The 22648-nt window shown below is 60.9% G+C and carries 15 protein-coding genes and 2 pseudogenes; 9 read left to right on the forward strand and 8 right to left on the reverse strand.

The window, feature by feature from the left end; translation table 11 throughout:
* Window positions 1-79 precede the first annotated feature (79 nt).
* The gene (locus LPU83_RS43225) at window positions 80-1444 is read right to left on the reverse strand and encodes an FAD-binding oxidoreductase (protein ID WP_024314288.1); all 1365 of its coding nucleotides are present in this window, start codon (window positions 1442-1444) and stop codon (window positions 80-82) included.
* 298 nt (window positions 1445-1742) lie between these two features.
* Here LPU83_RS43225 and LPU83_RS43230 point away from each other — a divergent pair, with 298 nt between their 5' ends.
* Window positions 1743-2207: a plant virulence effector HPE1-like domain-containing protein gene (locus LPU83_RS43230; RefSeq protein ID WP_024314287.1), complete on the forward strand. Its 465-nt coding sequence runs from the start codon at window positions 1743-1745 to the stop codon at window positions 2205-2207.
* A gap of 118 nt (window positions 2208-2325) precedes the next feature.
* Here LPU83_RS43230 and LPU83_RS43235 read toward each other — a convergent pair.
* Window positions 2326-3851, reverse strand: a pseudogene (locus tag LPU83_RS43235) (winged helix-turn-helix domain-containing protein); the annotation flags it as partial.
* A 294-nt stretch (window positions 3852-4145) separates the two neighbouring features.
* On the opposite strand from LPU83_RS43235, the pseudogene LPU83_RS43240 reads away from it, so the two are divergent.
* Window positions 4146-5962, forward strand: a pseudogene (locus LPU83_RS43240) (methyl-accepting chemotaxis protein).
* Window positions 5963-6041: 79 nt separating this feature from the next.
* Here LPU83_RS43240 and LPU83_RS43245 read toward each other — a convergent pair.
* Window positions 6042-6548: a 2-thiouracil desulfurase family protein gene (locus LPU83_RS43245; protein WP_024314286.1), complete on the reverse strand. Its 507-nt coding sequence runs from the start codon at window positions 6546-6548 to the stop codon at window positions 6042-6044.
* Window positions 6549-6644: 96 nt separating this feature from the next.
* Between LPU83_RS43245 and LPU83_RS43250 the strand changes: the two genes are divergently transcribed.
* Window positions 6645-7085: a YqaA family protein gene (locus LPU83_RS43250; protein ID WP_024314285.1), complete on the forward strand. Its 441-nt coding sequence runs from the start codon at window positions 6645-6647 to the stop codon at window positions 7083-7085.
* 83 nt (window positions 7086-7168) lie between these two features.
* Here the strand turns inward: LPU83_RS43250 and glyS are convergent, their stop codons facing one another.
* Window positions 7169-9397, reverse strand: a complete 2229-nt coding sequence (gene glyS, locus LPU83_RS43255; protein WP_024314284.1) for a glycine--tRNA ligase subunit beta — start codon at window positions 9395-9397, stop codon at window positions 7169-7171.
* A gap of 204 nt (window positions 9398-9601) precedes the next feature.
* Here glyS and LPU83_RS43260 point away from each other — a divergent pair, with 204 nt between their 5' ends.
* The 5 genes from LPU83_RS43260 to ubiA all read left to right on the forward strand — a co-directional run bounded on the left by LPU83_RS43260 (window position 9602) and on the right by ubiA (window position 15733).
* Complete coding sequence (locus tag LPU83_RS43260; RefSeq protein WP_024314283.1) at window positions 9602-11911, forward strand: Tex family protein; 2310 nt, start codon at window positions 9602-9604, stop codon at window positions 11909-11911.
* A 135-nt stretch (window positions 11912-12046) separates the two neighbouring features.
* Window positions 12047-13306, forward strand: a complete 1260-nt coding sequence (locus LPU83_RS43265; protein ID WP_024314282.1) for a cyclopropane fatty acid synthase — start codon at window positions 12047-12049, stop codon at window positions 13304-13306.
* Window positions 13307-13363: 57 nt separating this feature from the next.
* Window positions 13364-13945, forward strand: a complete 582-nt coding sequence (locus LPU83_RS43270) for a histidine phosphatase family protein (protein ID WP_024314281.1) — start codon at window positions 13364-13366, stop codon at window positions 13943-13945.
* Between the two features lie 200 nt (window positions 13946-14145).
* A complete protein-coding gene (locus LPU83_RS43275) occupies window positions 14146-14709 on the forward strand; it encodes a hypothetical protein (RefSeq protein ID WP_231052184.1) in 564 nt (187 codons plus the stop codon).
* A gap of 64 nt (window positions 14710-14773) precedes the next feature.
* The gene (ubiA, locus tag LPU83_RS43280; RefSeq protein WP_024314279.1) at window positions 14774-15733 is read left to right on the forward strand and encodes a 4-hydroxybenzoate octaprenyltransferase; all 960 of its coding nucleotides are present in this window, start codon (window positions 14774-14776) and stop codon (window positions 15731-15733) included.
* Between the two features lie 61 nt (window positions 15734-15794).
* Here the strand turns inward: ubiA and LPU83_RS43285 are convergent, their stop codons facing one another.
* On the reverse strand, window positions 15795-16361 hold the full coding sequence (locus LPU83_RS43285) for a DUF6101 family protein (RefSeq protein ID WP_024314278.1): 567 nt from the start codon (window positions 16359-16361) through the stop codon (window positions 15795-15797).
* A gap of 298 nt (window positions 16362-16659) precedes the next feature.
* On the opposite strand from LPU83_RS43285, the gene LPU83_RS43290 reads away from it, so the two are divergent.
* On the forward strand, window positions 16660-19383 hold the full coding sequence (locus LPU83_RS43290; protein WP_024314277.1) for a DUF1217 domain-containing protein: 2724 nt from the start codon (window positions 16660-16662) through the stop codon (window positions 19381-19383).
* Here LPU83_RS43290 and LPU83_RS43295 read toward each other — a convergent pair.
* The 3 genes from LPU83_RS43295 to LPU83_RS43305 all read right to left on the reverse strand — a co-directional run bounded on the left by LPU83_RS43295 (window position 19380) and on the right by LPU83_RS43305 (window position 22507).
* Window positions 19380-20825, reverse strand: coding sequence for an FAD-binding oxidoreductase (locus LPU83_RS43295; protein ID WP_024314276.1), 1446 nt, complete (start codon window positions 20823-20825; stop codon window positions 19380-19382). The genes LPU83_RS43290 and LPU83_RS43295 overlap by 4 nt on opposite strands.
* A gap of 21 nt (window positions 20826-20846) precedes the next feature.
* Window positions 20847-21821 carry an L-threonylcarbamoyladenylate synthase gene (locus tag LPU83_RS43300; protein ID WP_024314275.1) on the reverse strand — a complete coding sequence of 325 codons (975 nt, stop codon included), beginning with the start codon at window positions 21819-21821 and terminating at the stop codon, window positions 20847-20849.
* A gap of 80 nt (window positions 21822-21901) precedes the next feature.
* Window positions 21902-22507 carry a DUF6656 family protein gene (locus LPU83_RS43305; RefSeq protein ID WP_024314274.1) on the reverse strand — a complete coding sequence of 202 codons (606 nt, stop codon included), beginning with the start codon at window positions 22505-22507 and terminating at the stop codon, window positions 21902-21904.
* Between the last annotated feature and the right edge of the window lie 141 nt (window positions 22508-22648).

The raw sequence follows: 22648 nt of genomic DNA on the forward strand, positions 1-22648 counted from the left end.
CCACCAACTTGCTTCTGTGTCTCGATACGCCCTGGCGGGCAGCCTGGAACGACCTAGCACCCTTGATGTGAATAGGAACTCAAGCCAGCGGGGTGATGTTCTGATTGAGGCGGAACATATTGTGCGGATCGAGCCGCGTCTTTAGGCGTGCAAGCCGCTGGTACTTGTCCGGACCATATGCATCTAAAGCTACGACCGTGCCGGCATCGGCCTGCTCGTTGACGTAATTCCCAGCCATCGAGAATGTGGAAAGCGATTTGCCGGTGATCCGCCCCCAGGCAATGCATCGATCGTCATCGGCAGCCTCGTCCCAAACCGGCTCTGCAAGCCAGTAGTAGCTTGCGCCTCTTCCCGTATACGCAGTTGCCTCGTCCGCTACATCGGCAACCGCTCCTCCGAGCTGCAACACGTAAATTTCGGAATCTGGCGTTGGTGCATCGGCGATGGAAAGCAGTAAGGCGTCGATTGCTTCATCGGTGATATCGGACCAGAATCCTCCCTTGCAATAATACCGTCGCGACCAGCAAAGATGCTCGTCGTTGCGGCTCTGCAGGCTGAGATAGGGCAGCTTGTCGACGCTCCCGATGCCGCCATCAGCCAGCGCTCCGAATGGTGACAGAACCGCGTGAGCGAGGGCAGCATCCCCCGACCAAACTGCCGTAACGCTGAGACCCGTGGCTGTCGCGGTGAAGTTGAGGGTAAAGTCGCGCGGTTGGCCATGCGCGCGGTCGCGCAGCGCCTGTAGGGCTTGCCGCATGTTGGCCGCCGGATAGTTCCATTCGCCGACTATGATGGAACCCAGCGGATGCATCCTGAACTTAAATCGGGTGACGACGCCAAAGTTGCCACCGCCGCCGCGGATGCCCCAGAAGAGTTCAGGTTCAGATGTTGCGCTTGCCCAAATGATGTCGCCAGCCGCGGTCACGATCTCCGCGCCCAGCAAGCTGTCGATGGTAAGGCCATATCTCCTGCTGGCCCATCCCATGCCGCCACCCAGGGTCAAACCTGCCACACCGGTATGCGAAATCACGCCCGCCGGTACCACGTAATCTTCAGGAACTGTCGCGCGATCGAGATCGCCTAGTAGTGCCCCGCAGCCGACCTCGATCGTGCGCGTATCTCGATCGATGGCGACGGCAGCTAGGTCCGATAGATCGAGAACAAGTCCCCCATCGCAGGTTGAGAATCCCGCAAGACTGTGGCCGCCGCCGCGCACCGCAAGCAGGGCGCGAGATGCAGCCGCTGCATGCACGGCCTTCCGAACGTCACCTACACTCTGCGGGCGGACGATCGCAGCAGGCCGCCGATCGGCGACACCATTCCATATTTTGCGATAGCGATCATAATCCTGATGGTCCGCCGTGATGACAGGGCAGCGGTGCCCTGCTAAAGAAAGTCCTTCATTAATAAGTTGGACATGTTGCTTCCCCCGACCCTCGCACAACCTCTAGCACATCGTGATCCGATCCAGAAACATCCTCCGATCGAAAAAATGAGAGGCAGGCAATATATTTGTCGAGATGGTTTCGCGTCGGATCGTGTTACGCTTCATGTGAGCCAATGGAGCGTTCAGCCGCTTTTGAGCGCAGAAGCGGTCAGAGGTTGGCATGTGCTACCGAACAGTGCAAAAAAGCGTGAGCAAGACGCGAAATCGGGTCAGTTCCCTAAATTTTTACCCTTTCCCCTGACAGGATGGAAACAAAGGCGCGCTAGTCTCTTCTCAACGTGAGACGGAGTGTTCCATGCGTCAGGTCTTCTTTGCTGCGATAGCTGTGTTTGCCGCGGGATCCGCCTGCGCCTCTTCGATCGAGGTGGTCGGCAAGGACACGCGCACCAATGGCGGGAGCATCAGCCAAGAAAGCTGCCCAAGCTGCCCGGCGCTCGAACCCGTCGAGCGCAGGAGGGACTACGTTGTCCCGACGCTCACACCCGGCTCGCTGCAATCCTCGGAAATCCGCGACGTCGATGGCGAGAAGAAGCTCTATCGCACCGAGGGCTGGATGGGCGGCTCGCCCGTCGTGTTCGTCACCAAGGCTCCGCCCGAGCCGATGACGGCATCCGCACCGCCTGCCGACAATATCGACCGCGCTTCGACGACGGCCGCTGTGATCGGTGGTGACGTCAAGCCGATCGCTGCAAGCGTGATAGGTGCGCCGAAGGAACAAACGGTCCCGCTGGACGTTTCCACCTTCGAGCTTCGGCTCTGATCTCCAGTTCCCTGCCCCAGCCTGACCAAAGTTTCGGTCGACCGGGGTCCACCCCCGCGGTGGATGAAATGCGTCCCTGAGAGAAGCAGGGACGCATTTTTCGTATCTCGTTGGCCTTGCCGGCGGGCACACCCGCTAATCTCATCCCGTCGAGGACGGCAGCGATGCGGTCTGGATACTTACCCGCTTGACCGGCGCGGACGCGCTCAATCGTGATATCAGGCGTCAGGCGTCTGAGCGCGGCAAGGTGGCGATGGGCTTCCTCCATGCGCCCGAGATGCGCGCTCGCAGCAATGAGCACCCACAGCGTTGCCTCGAAATTCGGATTGCTGGCAAGCGCTCTTGATGCCCAGGCCACGGCCTGGTCGTCCTCTCCGAGGATCACATGGGCGTGCGCTATGCCGCAAAGCGAGAAATGCGCGCCGCGATCTCCCGGCGTCAAGCGATTGGCTCTGTGGAAGTGCCTGAACGCATCCCTGATGTCACCGCAATGAAGATGCCCGACGCCGGCCCTGACGACGGCCATCGGATTGTTGGGATTGGATTCAGCCGCCGCCTGCAGGACGGCGAGGCCCCAGTCGTAATCCGTCTGCATCAAGGCGACGCCGCAATGGGCCATGACCATCGCGTCGCCGGCGCCGTGCTCCAACGCTCGCCGCGCCAGTGCGGCACATGCCTGCACATCGTCGTCGGTGAGCGCCGGCCAGCCCATCGTGTAGCGATGCTCGAGCGCCCATGTAGCATGGGCAAGCAGCTGTGCATTGTCCGGCTCGGCGGCAAGTCCCTGCATGAGAAGCGCATAGGCGGCCGCGTTGTCGCTTTCGGTTTCGCTCGAGATCTTGGCCAGTGCCTGCAGGTAGATGTCGTAGGTCGCCACGTTTCCGGGACGTTCGCGTCGCGATCGCTCGATCTCGGCCGTCTGGATCAACGGCTCGATCAGCGTCGCGACGCGCTCGGTGATTTGATCCTGAAAGTCGAATATCTCGTCCAGAGTGCCATCGAAGGTCTGCGCCCACATATGCGTGCCGCTTTGGCCCTCGACAAGCTCGGCCACGATGCGCAGCCGAGTGCCCGACTGCCGGATGCTGCCTTCGAGCACGTAGCTGACGCCAAGTTCCGCGGCGATCTTGCGCACATCCGTTGCATTGCCCTTGTAGGCAAAGGAGCAGTCCCGGGCGATCACGGCAAAGCTCCGGAAGCGGCTGAGTGCCGCGATGATCTCGTCAGCGATCCCATCGGCAAAGGAGTCCTGCCTTGGATCGCCGCTAAGATTGCTGAAGGGGAGGACCGCGAGGGCAGGCCTCACCTCCGGCGCTGGCAGAGCGGCTTTCGTGTCCGCATCGACGCGGATGAACCGGTAACCGACGCGCGGTACCTGGCGATCCACTCCTGTCCCCCGGGCGCGGGGCCGAGCGCCTTGCGTAGTGCTGCGACCTGGATGGTGAGGTTGCTTTCCTCGACCGCGATTCCGGGCCAGACGCGCTCCATCAGCGCAGCCTTGGAAACGACAGTCCCGCGGGCTTCAAGCAATGCCTCAAGAAGCGCGATGCCGCGGTGGCCGAGCGCCACCGACCGCCCGTTGCGCAGGAGGCCGCAGCCGGGATCGAGGACAAATTCGCCGAAGGCATGCGAAGGCTGCACCATGTGGGAAATATAGCCTAACGACCATGGTCGGAAAACGAGACAACGTGCCTTTGCTAAATCACTTCAACCTATGGAGGCAAATTGGTTCAAAATTTCCGCCAACTGCAAGAATGCGCTGATTACATTTGACAATCCTGGGAGGCTCGCCACTTGGCAAATGTTAATCCCTCCACTCTAATTCTAACAACGAAGGCCGGAAGACGCATGATTGTCGTCGCCAAGCGCGGTTCAGCGCAGAGGTCGGGAGTTCACCGATCCGGAATTGCCGAACCCACCGATTTTGCGAGACATTCAATGAAAAAGCTTAAGATCGCCCATCAACTTTTCGCCCTCGTGGGGTGCTCATGGCGGCTTTCGCCATTGCCACCTACTTTCAGATCAAGACGACGTCGCAGGTGATCTACGACGATCGCTTCGACCTTCTGCGCACGCAGGTCGAGTCCGGGATCTCAGTTCTCGATTCCTACTACCAGCGCGAAAAATCAGGCGAGATGACGCACGAAGCAGCGCAGGCCGAAGCGTTCAAGGTTCTCTCGAAGGTCAAGTTCGAGCCAACAGGCTATCTATTCGGCTATGACTACAACGTCGTTCAGCGCTTCCACCCGAAGCCGGATAACATCGGCAAGGACATGAGCGGTCAGGTGGACCAGAACGGCACCTATTTCAGCAAGGACATGGTCGCCAAGGGTAGAGCCGGCGGCGGCCGGACGATTTACTACTGGAGCAAGCCCGGCCAGCCAGCAGACAAGCTGTTCGAGAAGGGCTCGTACTCGGCAGCCTTCGAACCCTGGCAGCTGGTCGTTTCCAGCGGCGTCTATCTCGACGATCTGCAGGCGCAAATCAATGCCGCTGTCTGGAAGGCGCTTATTGCCTGCGTTATCGTCGGCGTCGCCGGCATCGCTGCCGCCTACTACTTCATCCGCGGCATCTCCAAGCCCCTGCAAGATGTCCATCAGGCATTGAAGGCCGTGGCCGACGAGAACGTGACGCTCGCCATTCCGCATGCCGACATGAGCAACGAAGTCGGAATGATGGCCAAGGCGACGCAGTCTTTGCAGCAGAAGGTGAAGGAGCGCCACGCCATGTCCGAGCGCGAGGCCGCCCAGCAGATGGCGCTTGAAGGCGAGCGCGAGAATAGCCAGCGCCTGCAGCGCGACGAAACGACCGCCCAGAACCATGTCGTCACGACAATCGGCCGGGCGTTGGAACAGATCGCGCGCGGCGACCTGACGGTTCGCTGCGCCGATCTCGGCCAGAAATACGCGGCCCTCCGCGACAATTTCAACGATGCTCTGTCGCATCTCGAAGCCGCGATGGCCAAGGTCAGTGCCAAGGGCGGCGACATTGCCGTCAGCAAGGAAGAGATCCGTCGCGCCTCCAACGATCTGTCGCAGCGTACCGAGCGCCAAGCCGCGAGCCTGGAAGAAACCTCCGCAGCACTTGATGAGCTGACCGTCGCGGTCCGCCAGACCGCTGACGGCGCCCATGAGGCAAGCAAGCGCGTCGAGGCCATCAGCGGCGAGGCGAGCCGCAGCGATGCCGTTGTCTCCGAAGCGATCGAAGCGATGAGCGGCATCGAAAAGTCGTCTGCCGAAATCGGCAAGATCATCGGCGTCATCGACGACATCGCCTTCCAGACGAACCTTCTAGCGTTGAATGCCGGCGTTGAGGCTGCACGTGCCGGCGAATCCGGCAAGGGCTTCGCTGTCGTCGCTCAGGAAGTTCGCGAACTTGCACAGCGCTCGGCCGCCGCTGCCAAGGAGATCAAGGATCAGATCGCCCGCTCGTCCGGTCAGGTCGATCACGGCGTCCGCCTGGTCGGCGAAACGGGCGAGGCGCTAAAGCGCATCTCCGATCAGATCAAGGCTGCCAACGAGATCGTTGCCAAGATCGCCCACAGCGCCTCCGAGCAGGACACGACGCTGCGTTCGATCTCGTCCTCGATGAACCAACTCGATGCCGCAACCCAGCAGAACGCCGCGATGGCGGAGGAAACGACCGCTTCGGCAGAGTCGCTGGCGAGCGATACCGACGAGCTCTTGAACCTAATCCGCAGCTTCCGCGTCGGCGGCAGCAACGACCATGCCGTGCAGGCTCGTCGCGCCGCCTGAGGTTGGGCATCGAGACAAAAGAACGGCCGCCGGAGCGATCCGGCGGTCGTTTTGCATGGAGGAGGCCAAGCAGAAGCGCTCAGGCGGCGTGGTGGGCCTCGTCGGCGGCGAGCCCTGCAACAAGCTGCTCGACTTCGCGATCGGAGTAGACGGCGATACCAGCCTGCTTCAGAAGCGCGGCAGTCACGCCATTCCCCGCTTGCCTGTGTCCGGAGAACGTCCCGTCATAGACAAAGCCCGAGCCGCAGGAGGGGCTGCCGTCGATCAGCAGCGCATAGCGGCAGCCGGTTTCGGTCGCGAGCGCCAGCGCATTTTCGGCCGCCTGCCCGAACTCTTCCGTCACATCGCCGCCAGTGATGTCGACGACGCGCGCACGGCCAGCGAGCACATCCTCGCCCGTGGCGCCGCCTTCGATTTCGGCGGGCGGACGCGGCACCGGCATTCCGGCCGACATCTCAGGACAGATGGTTACCAGCCTGCCTTCCTCGATCCACCGCGCGATCGCGGGGTGGGCAAGGGGCTTCGACTGCCCGTCATAGCGGACAGCATGGCCCATGAGGCAGGCGCTGACGAGAATCTTGTTCATGGCTTTGGCATAGCCTCAAGGACGTGATAGTGCCAGCCCGCAGTCAGGCGTAATGAAGGGGAACAGAGTGCAGCGAAGCATTGGCGTGGACAAGACATGACCGATCTTGCGGTCTATGCCGGTCTTTTCCTGGTGGCCTTTGCGGCAGCCACGATATTGCCGATGCAGTCGGAAGCCGGACTGGTCGTGCTCATCCTGGCGAAGCAGTATCCGGTCCTTGCGCTGATCGCGGTGGCGACCGTTGGCAACGTCCTCGGCTCGGCCGTCAACTGGCTGCTCGGCGTCGGCATCGAGCGCCTTCGCGGCAAACGCTGGTTTCCAGTAAGCCAACCCGCGCTCGACACGGCACAACGCTGGTATCGCCGCTACGGCAAGTGGTCGTTGCTTCTGAGTTGGATGCCCGTGGTCGGCGATCCCATCACCGTCGTTGCCGGTGTGCTGCGCGAACCGTTTCCGATATTCCTGTTGCTCGTCACCATCGCGAAAACAGCGCGCTACGGCGTCCTCGCTGCCGCTACTCTCGGCGTGATGAGCTGACGCAGGTTCCAATTCCATCCTTCAATCAATTCTGAGCAAGGATGGAATTAGATAGAAAGCGCAAGATGTTACGGCGTTGCAGCTTAGCCCGAGATCTTCGAGAAGTCGGCGACGGTGCCGGTTGCCTCGCGGATCAGGCGCAGCAGGGCAAGACGATTGGCGCGAATGGCGGCCTCTTCGTCATTGACCAACACGTCGTCGAAGAAGCGGTCGACCGGTGCGCGCAGCCTGGAGAGTGCTTCCATCGCCGAGCGGAAGTCTTCCTTTGCAACGGCCGTTGAGGCTTCCGCGGAAGCCGTGGTGATGGCGGCAAAGAGCTCCTTCTCGGCGTCGAGGCGGAAGAGGTTTTCGGAGACGCCGTCGGCGATCACCGTGCCCTTCTTCTCCTCGGCAGCCAGAATTTGCGTGGCGCGCTTGGTGCCGACCAGGAGATTTTTACCGTCCTCCGAGGTAATGAACGCCGTCAGCGCCTCGACACGGCGGGCAATCATCAGAAGATCGTCGGCTTCGGGCGTAACCACGGCGTCAATCAGGTCGTAGCGCGCGCCTTGGTCGCGCAGATAGACCTTGAGGCGGTCGTGGAAGAAGGAGAGGAGGTCGAGTTGACGTGACATCCCATCGCCGACGATAGCACTGCTTGTCATGTAGTCGCCACCTTGGAGCTTCTTTTCGGCGGATGCTCTGTCTAGGAGATCTGCATCGATCCGCGCCATGTGCGAGGCAATCGGCGTTAGCAGCGGGATACGAACCTTGCGCTCGAGCAGGATGCGGATGACGCCGAGTGCTGCGCGGCGAAGCGCGAAGGGATCCTTGGAGCCGGTGGGCTTCTCGTCGATAGCCCAGAAGCCGGTCAGCGTATCGAGCTTGTCGGCGAGCGCGACGGTGATCGCAATCTTGTCCTCCGGAACGCGGTCGTTCGGCCCCATCGGCTTCCAGTGATCCTCGATCGCTGCTGCGACCGAGGCGTCCTCGCCCTGGAGCGCGGCATAGCGGCGGCCCATCAGGCCCTGCAGTTCCGGAAACTCGCCGACGGCCTCGGTGCGAAGATCCGCCTTGGCCAGAACCGCGGCCCGGTCGACAAGCTTGTAGTCTGCGCCGATCTGCATGACGAGCTTGGCCGCAAGCGCGCGGATGCGCTCCACGCGTGCGCCCTGCGTTCCGAGCCTGGCGTGGAAGGTCACGTTGAGCGCGTTGAGCTTGGCCATGCGCTGGTCAAGCGGCTTGGAGAGGTCGAGGTCGAATTTCTTCGCCGAAGCTTCCAGCGTTTCGAGGTCCGGCAGATTGCCCTGGTCGCGCTTCCAGAAGTGTAGCGCGTCGGAAAGACGGGCCCGCACGACCTTGCCGTTGCCGTGGATGATCTCCTTGCCGCCATCGCTCGCCTGGATGTTCGAAACGAGGATGAACTTGCTGGAAAGCGTGTCGCTGCCGATCGGGCGCGTCACGAAGCACTTCTGGTTCGTCTTGATCGTCAGGCGGATGATGTCGGCCGGGATCGAGAGGTAGTCTTCCTCGAAGCTTCCCATCAGCACCTGCGGCCATTCGACGAGACCGGAGACCTCTTCCAACAGGCCCTCGTCCTCGACCAGGCCAAGGCCGCTCGCAAACGCGATGTCGCGGGCGTCGTGCAGGATGATGTCCTTGCGCCGATCGGCATCAAGAATGACCTTCGCCTTTTCGAGATTGGCGACATAATCGTCGAAGCGCTTGACGGTGATGGCATCAGGCGCATGGAAGCGGTGGCCGTAGGTCACGTTGGAGGCGACGATGCCGTCGATCGAAAACGGAATGACAACCGTTTCCTCATGCTCGGTGCCGAATGTGCAGACGATCGACTGCAGCGGCCGCACCCAGCGCAGCGAACCGGGCTTGGCGGATGCAGCACCCCAGCGCATCGGCTTCGGCCAGGGGAAATCGCGGATGATGCCGGGCATCACGTCACTGATGATCGCTTCGGCGGCGCGGCCCGGCTTGGAGATGACGGCGATGTAGAAGTCGCCCTTCTTCGGGTCGCTCTGGATCTGCGCCTCGGAAATGGAGGACAGGCCGGCGCCGCGCAGGAAGCCTTCGATCGCCTTCTCGTTGGCGTCGGTGCGGGGGCCCTTCTTCTCTTCGCGCACGTCGGCGGAGCGCGCCGTCAGGCCACGAATGTCGAGTGTCAGCCGGCGCGGCGTCCAGTATTCGCGCGCACCCTCGTAGGACAGTCCTGCTTCAACAAGCGCATCGGTGACGAGCTTCTTCAGGTCGCCGGCAGCCTTGCGCTGCAAACGGGCCGGGATCTCTTCGGAGCGGAGTTCTAGGAGCAGATCTGGCATGTCACTTTCCTTGCCTTCGGTGGGGAAGGCGCCACTAAGGCGGGTCTGAAAACGGTCGCCTCTGCTAGCAAAGAATGCCGCGTCAGCACAACCGCAAAAACAGCCACCGGCCGTGCTATGTTGCTGTGGATAGGGACGTCGGGCATTGCCTTGCCGCTTTTCGCCGCTATGGTCCCGCAACTTTCGTGAAACGCAGGAACTCTCATGGCCGCTGACCTTCGCTCGCTTGCCGCTGTCATCTCTTCCGAAATCAACGCCCGGCCCGATCAGGCCAAGGCGGCGATCGAGCTGCTGGACGAGGGAGCAACGGTGCCCTTCATCGCCCGTTATCGCAAGGAAGTGACCGGCGGCCTGGACGATACGCAGCTGCGCAATCTCGCCGAGCGCCTGGTCTATCTGCGCGAACTGGAAGCTCGCCGCGACACCATCGTCCAATCCATCACCGGCCAGGGCAAGATGACCGACGAGTTGATGGCAAAGATCGCCAAGGCGGGCACCAAGGCCGAGCTCGAAGATCTTTATCTCCCCTACAAGCCGAAGCGCCGCACCCGCGCCGAGATCGCCCGTGAGCGTGGCCTCGGGCCGCTGGCAGAAGCCATCCTAACCGATCGCTCGAAGGAGCCTGCGATGCTGGCGGAAGGCTACATCACCGCCGATGTGCCGGATGTGAAGGCGGCACTCGAAGGCGCGCGCGACATCGTCGCTGAAGGCATTGCCGAAAATGCCGATCTGCTTGGCAAGTTGCGCGCCCATATGCGCAACGCGGCCCTGCTGAAGGCCAAGGTGGTCGACGGCAAGCAGGCATCGGGCGAGAAGTTCTCCGACTATTTCGACCATTCCGAACGTTGGGCAACCGCCCCCGGTCACCGCGCGCTGGCCATGCTGCGCGGCTGGAACGAGGAGGTGCTGACGCTGACGATCGACGCGGATGTCGAGACCGCATCGCCCAACAAGCCGGTCGAGCGCATGATTGCAGCGGCCTACGAAATCGGCAACAGTCGCCCATGCGACCGTTGGCTGATGGAGGTCGCGAGCTGGACCTGGCGCGTCAAGCTCTCAATGTCGCTGTCGCTCGACTTGATGCGCGAGCTTCGCGAGCGCGCCGAGGAAGAGGCTATCCACGTCTTCGCCCGCAATCTCAAGGATCTGTTGCTGGCAGCGCCCGCCGGTTCGCGCCCGACCATGGGCCTTGATCCGGGCATCCGCACCGGCGTCAAGGTCGCCGTCACGGATGCGACCGGCAAGGTGGTCGCGACGTCCACCGTCTATCCCTTCCAGCCGAGAAATGACGTGCGCGGTGCGCAGGTCGAACTTGCCTCGCTGATCCGCAAGCACAATGTCGAGCTGATCTCGATCGGCAACGGCACCGGCAGCCGCGAGACGGAAAAGCTGGTGGCCGACATGCTCGCCGAACTGCCAGGCGCCAAGCCGACCAAGGTGATCGTCTCGGAGGCCGGTGCTTCGGTCTATTCCGCCTCGGAAACAGCGGCACTGGAGTTCCCGAACCTCGACGTATCGCTGCGCGGTGCCGTTTCCATCGCGCGCCGCCTGCAGGATCCGCTGGCCGAACTCGTCAAGATCGAGCCCAAATCGATCGGCGTCGGCCAGTATCAGCACGATGTCGACCAACAGAAGCTGTCACGCTCGCTGGATGCCGTCGTCGAAGACGCGGTGAATGCCGTCGGCGTCGATCTCAACACCGCCTCCGCGCCGCTGCTCTCCCGCGTCTCCGGCGTTGGCGCCTCGATCGCCGAGGCGATCGTCAAGCACCGCGACAGCGAAGGCCGCTTCGAGACCAGCCGCGATCTCCTGAAAGTCGCGCGCCTCGGCCAGCGCACATTCGAGCAATGCGCTGGCTTCCTGCGCATTCGCGATGGCAAGGAGCCGCTCGACGCCTCCTCGGTCCACCCGGAAGCCTACGGCGTTGCCAAGAAGATCGTTGCCGCCTGCGGTCGCGACCTGCGCTCGCTGATGGGCGACAGCGCTGTCCTAAAGGCGGTCGATGCGGGTAGGTTCATCGATGAGAAATTCGGCCTGCCGACGGTGAAGGACATTCTCGCCGAACTGGAAAAACCCGGCCGCGACCCGCGCCCGAGCTTCAAGACCGCGACCTTCGCCGAAGGCGTTCACGAGGTCTCTGATCTCAAGCCCGGCATGATGCTGGAAGGCACGGTCACCAACGTCGCGGCCTTTGGCGCTTTTGTCGACATAGGCGTACATCAGGACGGATTGGTTCATGTTTCCCAGCTCGCCGATCGCTTCGTCAAAGATCCTCACGAGGTTGTGAAAGCCGGCGACGTCGTCAAGGTTCGCGTCGTGGAGGTCGATGCCAAGCGTAAACGCATCGGTCTGTCGATGAGAAAGGACGACGGTTCGCAGCCTTCGGCGCCGCGTGGTGAGTCGCGTGGAAACCAGCCGGTGCGCAGCCAGAACGACCGACGCGCGGCCCCTTCAAAGCCGGAGAGCCATGGCGCCTTTGGAGCTGCGTTGGCCGAAGCGATGAAGCGAAAATAAGCGCTTAGCAGTCGCATTTGCAAAAATGTCACACATCGGCGACCATGTTGCCGAGGTGCGAAATACGGCGCTTGTAAGGCGGATGATAGATACTAAGTTGATCGGACTGTCCTGTCACATTGCGAGGCCTTATCAATGGCGTCGGCTTTCTTATCGATTGTCAAAAAACTCATCCGCAAGGGTAACCTGAAGCTCACACTCGCCAATGGCGAGAGGCATATGATTGGCGACGGTACTGGTGATCTGGTCGTCGTTCGCGTTGCCGACGAGGAGGCGGAGAAGTTGATCCGCCGCGACCCCACCCTCAAGCTCGGCGAAATGTACATGGAGGGCCGGTTCATACTTGAACACGGCAGCATCTACGATTTCCTGGAGATGGTGAAACAGAACACCACCAACGAAATCTTCGATATCCCGATGGCGGCCCTCCTGATCAGCCGCATCGCTCTTCAACAGCTGAAAAGCCGTCTGCCGGTCAATCGCAACAAGCGCAACGTGGCACACCACTACGATCTGTCCGAAAGGCTGTTCGAACTCTTCCTCGACCAGGATTGGCAGTATTCCTGCGCCTACTACGACCCGCCGGGCATCAGCCTGGAGGAGGCGCAGGTTGCCAAGAAGCGCCACATTGCCGCCAAGCTCCTGCTGGAACCGAACCAGCGCGTGCTTGAGATCGGCTCCGGCTGGGGCGGCATGGGCATGTATCTGGCGGAAGCCGCGCCCGGCCTCGATGTCACCGGCATCACGCTCAGCGAAGAGCAGCTGAAGATCTCGCGCGAGCGTTCGAAACAGCGCGGTCTGGCCGACCGTGTCCGCTTCGAGTTGCAGGACTACCGGACGATGACCGGTCAGAAGTTCGATCGTATCGTCTCGGTTGGCATGTTCGAGCATGTCGGCATCGGCAACTTCGACAAGTACTTCAAGAAGGTGCACGCGTTGCTGGCCGATGACGGCGTCATGGTCCTGCATTCCATTGCCCGACCGAAGCCGAGCTTCGCGACCAACGCCTTCATCGAAAAGTATATCTTCCCGCAAGGCTACATCCCCTCGATCGGAGAGACGATCCCTGCGATCGAGAAGGCCGGTCTTCTGGTGCGCGACGTGGAAGTGCTGCCGCTTCACTACGCCCAAACGCTCCGCCATTGGCGCGAGCGCTTCGTGGTGAACAAGGCCGCGGCTGTCGCCCTTTACGACGAGCGCTTCTTCCGCATGTGGGAGTTTTATCTGGCCGGCTCGGAAATTGGCTTCCGCTGGGACGAACTCTTCGTCATGCAGATCCAGATTTCCAAGAACCAGTTTTCCACGCCGGATAATCGCAACTACATCGCGCAGAACGAGGCGAAGTTGAAGGAATTCGAGGCGACGCGTCCGCCGCTCGAAAAGGTTATATTGTGATCACCAGGAAGGCGCGGCACCCACCGCGCCTTTTCTTTTCTGGAAAGGGGCCGACACATGAGCATTGCGTTTCCCGAGATCTATCTCGTCCGGCACGGCGAAACGGAATGGAGCCTTTCCGGAAGACACACCGGCCGCAGCGATATTCCTCTGACAGAAAATGGTGAAGCGGCGGCGCGCCAGGTCGGTCCGCGCCTTGCGGACAAGCGCTTCACCGCTGTGTGGTCCAGCCCGTCGCAGCGCGCCCGCAAAACCTGCGAACTCTCCGGCTTTGGCGCCAGCGCGATCGTCAAGGACGATCTCGCCGAATGGGACTACGGCGCCTATGAGGGCATCACGACCAAGGAAATCCTTGCAACCCGGCCCGGCTGGCAGCTGTTTCGCGATGGCTGCCCGAAAGGCGAGGCGGCGCAGGACGTCGGCGCAAGAGCCGACCGGATCATATCGGAACTGCAGCAGGCCAATGCCCCGATCCTGATCTTCTCCAGCTCGCATTTCCTTCGCGTGCTTGGCGCTCGCTGGCTAGGACTGTCGCCGACGGACGGCGCGCGCTTCATCCTCGACACGTCAAGCATCAGCGTTCTCGGCTACGAGCACGACCTGGCGGAGCCGGTGATCCGGCGTTGGAATGGCATTTAGCAATACGACTTTGACGCGCAGTTCCGACTCAGATTGAGTGCGACAGTTGAGGCGCGAGGGGAGCGTGGGATGCTACGCGAGACTTTCAGCATTATCGGTAGAAACCGGGCTATGTACGTGACGGTGGTCATCGCTACGATCGCGCTTGGGATGTTCGACGGCTCTCCAGTAGAACGACGTCCAGCGGAGCGACAACCTTCATGTGGAGCTATCTCGCAATGTGTGTTCAAAGAGCGGTGCTCTACGCCGGACCGTTCGGTGAGGTTGGAAAGCGCGCAGGCTTCGCCAAAACAATTCCTTACTTTCTGAAGACGGCAGCGCTCCTGGTAGGCGCGCTCGTCATCTCGCTGCCGGTGTTCATGTTTTTGCCCTCGCAGATAGGTGTGTCGGCAAGCGTGCTGATCTTTGCTTCCGCTACGTTGATTGTTTACGCACTGGTACTGTCGCTATTGGGAACCTGGCCGACCTCGAGCATCACCGGTCTTGGGACATCGCTTGTAGATGCTCTCCGGCGTGGCAATAGCTCGATTTTTCCCAACGTTCGGTCGGCTCATCGCGGGGATCATTTTGCCGGTGGTCCTTTCGATGCTGCTCATCGTGGTTGCGTACCGGTTTGCGACCTCGCCATTGCTGTTGGTCGATGGAAAACCGAACATCCTTATCCTCGCCGTCTCGGCGACTGCTGCATTCCATCAGGCAGTTGGCGTGAGCTATGCCGCGGTTGTTCTTGCCCGCGTTTACATTTCCGCGGAGCAGGGCTCTAAGGAGTTTAGCGGTGCGGCCGCATGACGGCTTGACCCGTGCTTCAACCGATCGCTAGATGGCGGCATGCAACAGATCGGCGGAATAAACGGGCGCGTTGCGGATGCGCCTTCGAACAACTGGGTTTATCGGGTCCTGCCTCCCTGGCTCTGGCCCTATGCGCAGCTTGCGCGCTGGGATCGGCCGATCGGCTGGCAGCTCTTGATGTGGCCCTGCTTTTGGTCAGCGGCTATGGCCGCGAATGCGGCGGCTTATGTTGGCCAGTTCTCCGGCGGAGAGCTGATTTTCCATCTCGTGCTGTATTTCATCGGCTCTGTCGCGATGCGCGGCGCAGGGTGCACCTACAACGATCTTGTCGATCACAAGATCGACATGGAAGTGGCGCGTACCCGCTCACGTCCGCTGCCGTCGGGCCGGGTCACGCGCACGCAGGCGAAGGTGTTCATCGTCCTGCAGGCGCTGGTAGGGCTGCTGGTCGTGCTGCAGCTTAACTGGTTCTCGGTCATCCTCGGCGTCGTCTCGCTCGCCATTGTGGCGCTCTATCCCTTTGCCAAGCGCTTCACGGACTGGCCGCAGTTCTTCCTTGGCCTTGCCTTCTCCTGGGGCGCCTTGATGGGCTGGGCGGCGATCTTCGGCAGCCTTTCGCTGGCGCCGATCCTCCTCTACGTCGCCTCGGTGGTCTGGACGATCGGTTACGACACGATCTACGCCCACCAGGATAAGGAAGACGATGAGCTGATCGGCGTTCGTTCCACCGCGCGGTTATTCGGCGACAAGACGAAACAGTGGCTGGTCGGCCTCTATGGTCTGACGCTTGTGCTCGCCTTCTGCGCCTTCCTGGTCGCAGGCGTCGGCCTATTTGCCTATCTCGGTCTGCTCATTGCGGCCGGCATGTTTGCCTGGCAAATCGTAACGCTGGATATCAACGACGGCGATCAGTGCCTGGCATTGTTCAAGTCCAACAATCGCGTTGGCCTGATCATCTTTCTCGGCCTCTTTCTTTCGCTTCTCTTCGTCCTGCCCTGAGGCGAAAACGACAATGCCCGGCACAAAGGCCGGGCATTGATGATTTGAAACGCCGCACCGCTCAGCTGCGGGCGATGATTTCCTTGCCTTCGATCTTCATGGCGACGCCGAGCTTACCGGTTGTGCGGCGCACGAGGAAGCGCGGGCGGCGGTTGGCGAAGTAGGAGTGGCGGCGGCGCGGCTTCAACGCGCTGGTGCGCAGGTCGCCGAGATGTTCTTCCAGTGGACGTGCAACCCCGTCGGCCTCGACCATCAGCATCGGAATGCGGAAGGCCTCCGACCAGCCGCGCCAGTCGGCGGCTATGTCGGAGAGATCATGGGCGACCAGCAACGGGACACAGAGATCGGGATCTTCGTGGTGAAGTTCCAGGGTGACGGTGACTTCGCCGTCACCATGGTCGATGGCGCGGGCGGCAACGCCCTTGAAGGCGCGCTTGGGAAGGGCGATCGAAAGCGGCAGGCCGCTCGAGGGAAGAACCTTGCGCAGGATCGCGCCACGTTCGTCGATCGTTATGCTCACGTCACTTGAGGAGTCATGGATGGCGTAGCTGACCTGCTGGGGAAAGCGAGACGGATCGAGACGCAGTGTCGTTCCAGCCCACACGGGCTTCATAACGGTGTTGTTCATGTTCATTCTACCCTTGTCTTACCTGAGAGCCGGCTTCCGGTCTTCTCCTCGGGGCTTTTCGCCCTCTATGGCTCGACAATAGGCGGCGGCTGTTCCGGACAACTTAAAAATCGCGGTTAAGAAAACTTTGCCTCGGTGGATGGTTATCAAAACCGAAGCCGGCAAGGTTTCCGGAGGGTGAACGGCGGATGTGCCGTTTTGCAACGCGGTGCGAGTAAGTCTCGGGTAAGCTTTTTATCGCAGAATGCCGCCAACCACTCTGTCATAATTTGAAGACTTTGCCGGAAAAGGGCACGTTATGATCTCTGCTTCGATGGCCTACAACATATTGTCGGGGAACATGAAGCAAAGCCTGGACCGCGTCGCATCGCAGGCCACGGTCAAGCGCGATGCCGAGTACTACGACGACAACATCAACAAGGTCAAAGACGTAGACGATTTCCTCGGCGACTACAGGCTCTACAGCTATGCGATGAAGGCCTACGGCCTCGATGACATGACCTACGCGAAGGCCTTCATGAAAAAGGTCCTGGAAAGTGACCTGACCGACGCCAACAGCTTTGCCAACAAGCTCTCGGATACGCGTTACAAGGAATTCGCGGCCGCCTTCAATTTCAATACGCCGGCGGCGGACGCCCAGAGCGACGCACAGGAAGACGATCTCATCGGTCTCTATACGCAGTCGTTCGCGGACGAGGGCAAGAACGCCGCGACCGAAACGACATACTACAGCAACGCGATAGACGCCGTGCAGAACGTTTCCGATCTCGTCGGCGACAGCCGGGTCCGCACCTATGTTCTGAAAGCTTACGGCATCGATCCCACCTACGTTTCCAAGGACTTCCTGGCGCAGGTGTTGACGAGCGACGTCAGCGATCCCAACAGCTTTGTCAATCTCAACGGCAACGACAAATACAAGGCGCTTGCCGCACAATTCAGCTTCAACGCAGACGGTACCGTCAACGGCGCGGCGCAGACGGCCACCCAGAAGAACACCGTCATGGAACAGTATAATCTGACTGTCCCGTCGATCACCACCGCAGCGGCTGCCGATTACAACAAGGCCTACTATCTGTCCAAGATCGGGACGATCACCAACGTCAACGATCTGATCGCTAACAGCCGGCTGACGTCCTATATCAAGACGGCCTTCAGCATGGGGGACGATTTCAGCAATGCAGCGCTCCGGCTCGTGCTTACCGATGCGAGCTACGCAAGTTTGATGGATTTCAGCGTTGTCAATCAGAGCTTCAATTTCAACGCGGACGGAACCGTCAACTCGGCCGCGGCGTCCTATGTCGCGCAGACGTCGGACCAGATGAAAGCGATGTCCAACCAGGCCGCAAACACGACGAGCTACTACCAATCAAAAATCGTCGGCATCACCAACGTCGATGACCTGATCGCCGATACCCAGCTGACCCACTACATCAGGGATGCCTACTCCCTTCCCCAGAGCGTCAGCGATGCGGATCTTCGCAGCGTCTTGACGGATGCGAGCTACGCAAGCCTGCTGGGCTACGACGACGTCCATGCGTCCTTCAATTTCCGGGCCGATGGTAGTGTTGCCGATGGCGCAGGTGCGCAAACGATCGGTCAGGCACGGGCTACGAGTTCGCAAGTCAGCGCCAACCTCTCCTACTTCCAGACCGTGATCCCGACGATTTCCAATGTCGACAACCTGATCGCCGATGGGCAGATGATGAACACCATACGGTCAGTCTATGGAGTTCCGGGAAGCGTCAGCGACGCGGATCTGAAAAGCATACTGACCGACGCGAGCTTTGCCGCCAGCCGGGGTTTGAGCACGCTCAACGCGGCATTCAGCTTTGCCGCCGATGGTTCGGCTGCCAGCGCATCCGGCCCGCAATCGAGCACACAGTTGATGGATACGACGACGTTCTACGGCGCTCGATATGCAGACGCGCAGGACGAGGCGATCGACGAAGCCGTGGCAAACTACAAGAAGCGGATGACTGACGGCAATATCAAGAGGGTCGATGACTTTCTGCGCTCCAACGCTGCCGCAGACTTTGACAGGAAGAACGATGACCTGCCTGAGCTCTATGATATGGCGCTTCGCGCCTACGGGCTGACGGAGCAAGACGTGTCTCGCTCAATGTTCCGCAAGCTGCTGAAGAGCGACCCATACGATCCCGACGGCTACGTCGCCTCGCTGAAGGACGAGCGGATCACCAATCTGGTTCGCGCCTTCAATTTCGGAGCAGACGGCAAGGCATCTGCCGAAATACAGCCGCTGCCGTCCGCGGTCATGGCGAAATACGCGACCAACTATAAGTCGCGCACGCTGATGGGCATGAGCGATGGCCCGCTCAGGGACAAAGCCTCCGAGGATGCGACGAAGGTCGTCGATGCCTTCGCCAAGGGCATGGCGAAGGTGAGCACTCTCGACGACTTCCTGTCGAACGACAAGCTGACCAGCCTGGCCTTGACCGCAAACGGTCTCGACCCGAAGAAATACGACGAGGAGACGCTGCGGAAGATTTTCACCTCCGATCCGTCTGATCCCAAGAGCTACCTGAACACGAAAGCCGAATCGAAGTTCAAGGAGATTGTCTCGGACTTCAACTTCGATACCGATGGCAACCTGACGCGCGCCAAGATCGGAGCGGTCCAGAACGTGGGTGCCGAAGACCGGACGCAGCAGAAGTATGTTCAGCAGACGCTGGAAACGCAGGAAGGCGAAACGAACGACGGCGTACGCCTCGCGCTATATTTCGCCCGCAGCGCGCCTGATATCACATCGCTCTACACGATCCTCGGCGACAAGGCGTTGTTCCAGGTGATCACAACCACCTTCAGCCTGCCGAGCAGCGTATCGAACATGGATGTCGCCAAGCAGTTCTCCATGCTTGGGAAGTTCGTCAATCTCGACGATCTTCAAGACTCAAAGAAGGTGGACAAGCTGCTGCGGCGGTTCACCGCGATGTACGATCTCGCCAACAATACCAACAGTTCGCCGGCGCTGCAGCTTCTGACCAACGGCGGCACGAGCAGCTAGTTTGTCGGCAACGCCTGGTCGACACTGACAACCTTGCCGGGGTTCATGATGCCAGCCGGGTCGAAGGCGCGCTTAATCCTGCGCATCAGTTCCATTTCGATCGCCGGCCGGATCGAGGCCAGTTCATCGCGCTTCAGCTGACCGATCCCATGCTCTGCGGAAATCGACCCGCCATGCGCCAGTACGAAGCCATGGACGATGTGGTTCACATCGCGCCAGCGTGCCAGAAACGCCTGCTTGTCCGCGCCGACCGGCTGGGAAATGTTGTAGTGGATATTGCCGTCGCCCATGTGGCCAAAGGCGCAGATGCGGGCGCCGGGCATGGCGGCCATGACCGCATCCCCGGCCTCGCGCATGAAGGCCGGGATCGCCGAAACCGGCACGGAAACGTCGTGCTTGATCGATCCGCCTTCCGGCTTTTGGGCGTCCGACATGCTCTCACGCATATGCCAGAGCGCCTTCTGCTGCGCGACCGAAGATGCGATTGCAGCGTCCTGAACCAGCCCTGCCTCGAAACCATGCTCGAGCAGCGCCGTCATCATGCGCTCGGCAGTCTCGGGGGAATCGGACGTCGAAATATCGACGAGCACATACCAGGGATGGGCCGATTCCAGTGGATCACGCACGCCTTCGATGTTGCGGGCGGTAATCTCGACGCCGAAACGCGGCATCAGCTCGAAGCCTGTCAGGGACGTGCCGCAAAGGCTGGAAGCAAGGTTGAAGAACGATAGGGCATCCTCGACCGAATTAACACCCGCGAACGCGACCTGTTTTCCAAGCGGTTGCGGAAACAGCTTCAGCACCGCGCCGGTGATGATGCCGAGCGTGCCTTCCGCGCCGATGAACAGGTCGCGTAGATCGTAGCCGGTGTTGTCCTTCTTCAGTCGACGCAGGCCGTTCCAGATTTCGCCGGTCGGCAGCACGACTTCGAGGCCGAGGCAGAGATGTCGCATGTTGCCATAGGCAAGCACGGCCGTGCCGCCGGCATTCGTTGAAAGATTGCCGCCGATCCGGCACGAGCCTTCGGAGCCGAGCGATAGTGGGAACAGCCTGCCGTGCGTCTCTGCTGCCTTCTGCACATCAGCGAGGATCGCACCGCCATCAGCGACTATGACATTGGCAACCGGATCGACATCGCGGATCTTGTTCATGCGTTCGAGCGAGATGATGATATCAGATTTGCCCTCGCGCGGCGTCTGCCCGCCGACGAGGCCGGTATTGCCGGTCTGAGGCACGACCGCAGTTCCGGTCTCGGTTGCGAGCTTCAGGATCGCCGACACTTCTTCGACGGAGCCAGGCTTGAGAAGGAGAGGCGAGGAGCCATGGTATAGGCCGCGGTTCTCGATCAGATGGGGCGCGAGATCCGCCTCGCTGCGAAGCGCGTGTTTCTCGCCGACGATGGCGGCGAAACGGTCGAGAAGTTCGGGGGAAACGCTGCTCATCGAAACCTTGATCCTTCTTGCTTATTCGCGTGGCGCGGCGGCGCGGCGCAGTCGATCGTTGATTGCCTCGCCGAGCCCTTCGTCGGGGATGGCTGAAAAGGCGATTGTCGCGGCGCCGCTGGCATCGGCTCTCTTCATATAATCGAACAGATTGGCCGCCGCTTCCGCAAGATCTCCGTCCTGGCTGAGATTGAGGACGATTCTGGCGTCTTCGGCGCCGGCAACAGACGTCTTGCCGAAGGCAATCAACGCCTCGCCGGCATCGACACGGGTTGCGTCCAGCCGGACAGTTGCGCCGGGCGCATAGTGGGATGCCAGCATTCCCGGCGCCTCGATGGCCGCCGAGGCCTTCTTGGATCTCAGAAGCTTTTGCCCTGCCACACGCTCAATCTCAATCGCCGGCAAACCGCCGGGTCGCAGGAGCCTGAGCTTGCCGTCCTCGACCTTGACGATCGTGGACTCGACACCGACGGTGCTCGCACCGGCATCGAGGATCAGCCTGATGCGCTCGCCGAGATCGGCGTCGACATGGGCAGCGCTCGTCGCACTGATCTTGCCTGACGTATTGGCGCTGGGCGCGGCGAGCGGTCGCCCGAAGGCGCGGATCAGTTCGCCTGCAAAGCCTTTCGGAACACGGATGCCGACGGTATCGAGACCCGCAGTTGCGAGCGAATGAATGGCGCTCTCCGGCTTCAGCGGCAGCACGAGCGTCAGCGGGCCTGGCCAGAAAGCTTCGGCCAGCGCGCGCGAAACGGGGTCAAACGCCGCGTGTCTTTCCGCCATGGCAAGATCGGCCATGTGGCAGATGAGCGGGTTGAAGCGCGGGCGTCCCTTGGTCTCGTAGATGTGGGCGATCGCGATCGGATTGGTGGCATCGGCGGCGAGCCCGTAGACGGTTTCCGTCGGGATTGCTATCGGGAATCCCGCGCCAAGTACTGCGCAACCGGCTTCGATAGCCTGCTGCCTGTCCTTCGTGATGTCGATCGATCGTGCCATGCGCCGCCCGGATTGCTGTCGGGCAGTCCTTATGCCTTCCGGGCGATCCGATCAATATCAGAGCTGGCCGATGATCCCGATCAGAGTTGACGAATGATCTCGCGCAGTTGTTCGTTGCGCGCGCCGAGCAACAGCACGTTCCTGATGGCGATTTGCGGATCGTCGGTACGGAAAAGCAGACCGTTGCCCCGCACTGAGCGGTCGATCGTCATTTTTTCGGGCGTATGCTCGCCCGGCTTGATGGCGACGGCGAAGTACATGCGCGAATACTTCACGTCGATCTGCTGGAAGAAATTGTCGTTGTCGCCAATGTCGGCGTAGAAATTCGCGATGTAGAAGGCCCAGCTGACTTCTTGGTAACGGGCGAATTTCGTCCGCGCCGCCGTCACGTGGCAGTAGCCGAGATGCGGGCTATCCTGCAGCGTCCGATGGAAGAGCATCTTCGGAAACCGGATCGAATGGTGAAAACCGTTGATATGCTGATGCGTCTTGGCGCCGGCCGTCTCCAGCTTGCGGCCCGTCCTCTCGGCGACTTCGTCATGCGAGAGGTAGCGCCGCTCTTCGGCGAGCCAGTGCGAGCGGGTCCGCGTAATCTTTCCAGTGCGCAGGAATTCCGAATGCGCGGCGACTGGGACCTCGCGGGCATTGATGCTGTTACCGGCGTCGAAATAGCGAAGCTTCGCCATGGTGCATATCCGCATGCGTGTTTGATGCCGCAAGGATAGGCAATCATGCTTAACGGTATATTAAACCCAGCGGTCATCGCGGCTTCATAGGAATGGACCGATACCATCATGTCGCAGATGCGATAGTCACGGCAAAGTCGC

The sequence above is a fragment of the Rhizobium favelukesii genome (genome assembly GCF_000577275.2).
GTDB classification, from domain to species: Bacteria; Pseudomonadota; Alphaproteobacteria; order Rhizobiales; family Rhizobiaceae; genus Rhizobium; species Rhizobium favelukesii.

What these genes read in the sequence shown, in the direction of transcription:
- LPU83_RS43250 (WP_024314285.1), top strand. Translation starts at nt 6,645, where the DNA reads ATGACCGATCTTGCGGTCTATGCCGGTCTTTTCCTGGTGGCCTTTGCG.
- LPU83_RS43265 (WP_024314282.1), top strand. Translation starts at nt 12,047, where the DNA reads ATGGCGTCGGCTTTCTTATCGATTGTCAAAAAACTCATCCGCAAGGGT.
- glyS (WP_024314284.1), bottom strand. Translation starts at nt 9,397, where the DNA reads ATGCCAGATCTGCTCCTAGAACTCCGCTCCGAAGAGATCCCGGCCCGT.
- LPU83_RS43230 (WP_024314287.1), top strand. Translation starts at nt 1,743, where the DNA reads ATGCGTCAGGTCTTCTTTGCTGCGATAGCTGTGTTTGCCGCGGGATCC.
- LPU83_RS43300 (WP_024314275.1), bottom strand. Translation starts at nt 21,821, where the DNA reads ATGGCACGATCGATCGACATCACGAAGGACAGGCAGCAGGCTATCGAA.
- LPU83_RS43260 (WP_024314283.1), top strand. Translation starts at nt 9,602, where the DNA reads ATGGCCGCTGACCTTCGCTCGCTTGCCGCTGTCATCTCTTCCGAAATC.
- LPU83_RS43305 (WP_024314274.1), bottom strand. Translation starts at nt 22,507, where the DNA reads ATGGCGAAGCTTCGCTATTTCGACGCCGGTAACAGCATCAATGCCCGC.
- ubiA (WP_024314279.1), top strand. Translation starts at nt 14,774, where the DNA reads ATGCAACAGATCGGCGGAATAAACGGGCGCGTTGCGGATGCGCCTTCG.
- LPU83_RS43285 (WP_024314278.1), bottom strand. Translation starts at nt 16,361, where the DNA reads ATGAACAACACCGTTATGAAGCCCGTGTGGGCTGGAACGACACTGCGT.
- LPU83_RS43270 (WP_024314281.1), top strand. Translation starts at nt 13,364, where the DNA reads ATGAGCATTGCGTTTCCCGAGATCTATCTCGTCCGGCACGGCGAAACG.
- LPU83_RS43275 (WP_231052184.1), top strand. Translation starts at nt 14,146, where the DNA reads ATGTGGAGCTATCTCGCAATGTGTGTTCAAAGAGCGGTGCTCTACGCC.
- LPU83_RS43295 (WP_024314276.1), bottom strand. Translation starts at nt 20,825, where the DNA reads ATGAGCAGCGTTTCCCCCGAACTTCTCGACCGTTTCGCCGCCATCGTC.
- LPU83_RS43290 (WP_024314277.1), top strand. Translation starts at nt 16,660, where the DNA reads ATGATCTCTGCTTCGATGGCCTACAACATATTGTCGGGGAACATGAAG.
- LPU83_RS43245 (WP_024314286.1), bottom strand. Translation starts at nt 6,548, where the DNA reads ATGAACAAGATTCTCGTCAGCGCCTGCCTCATGGGCCATGCTGTCCGC.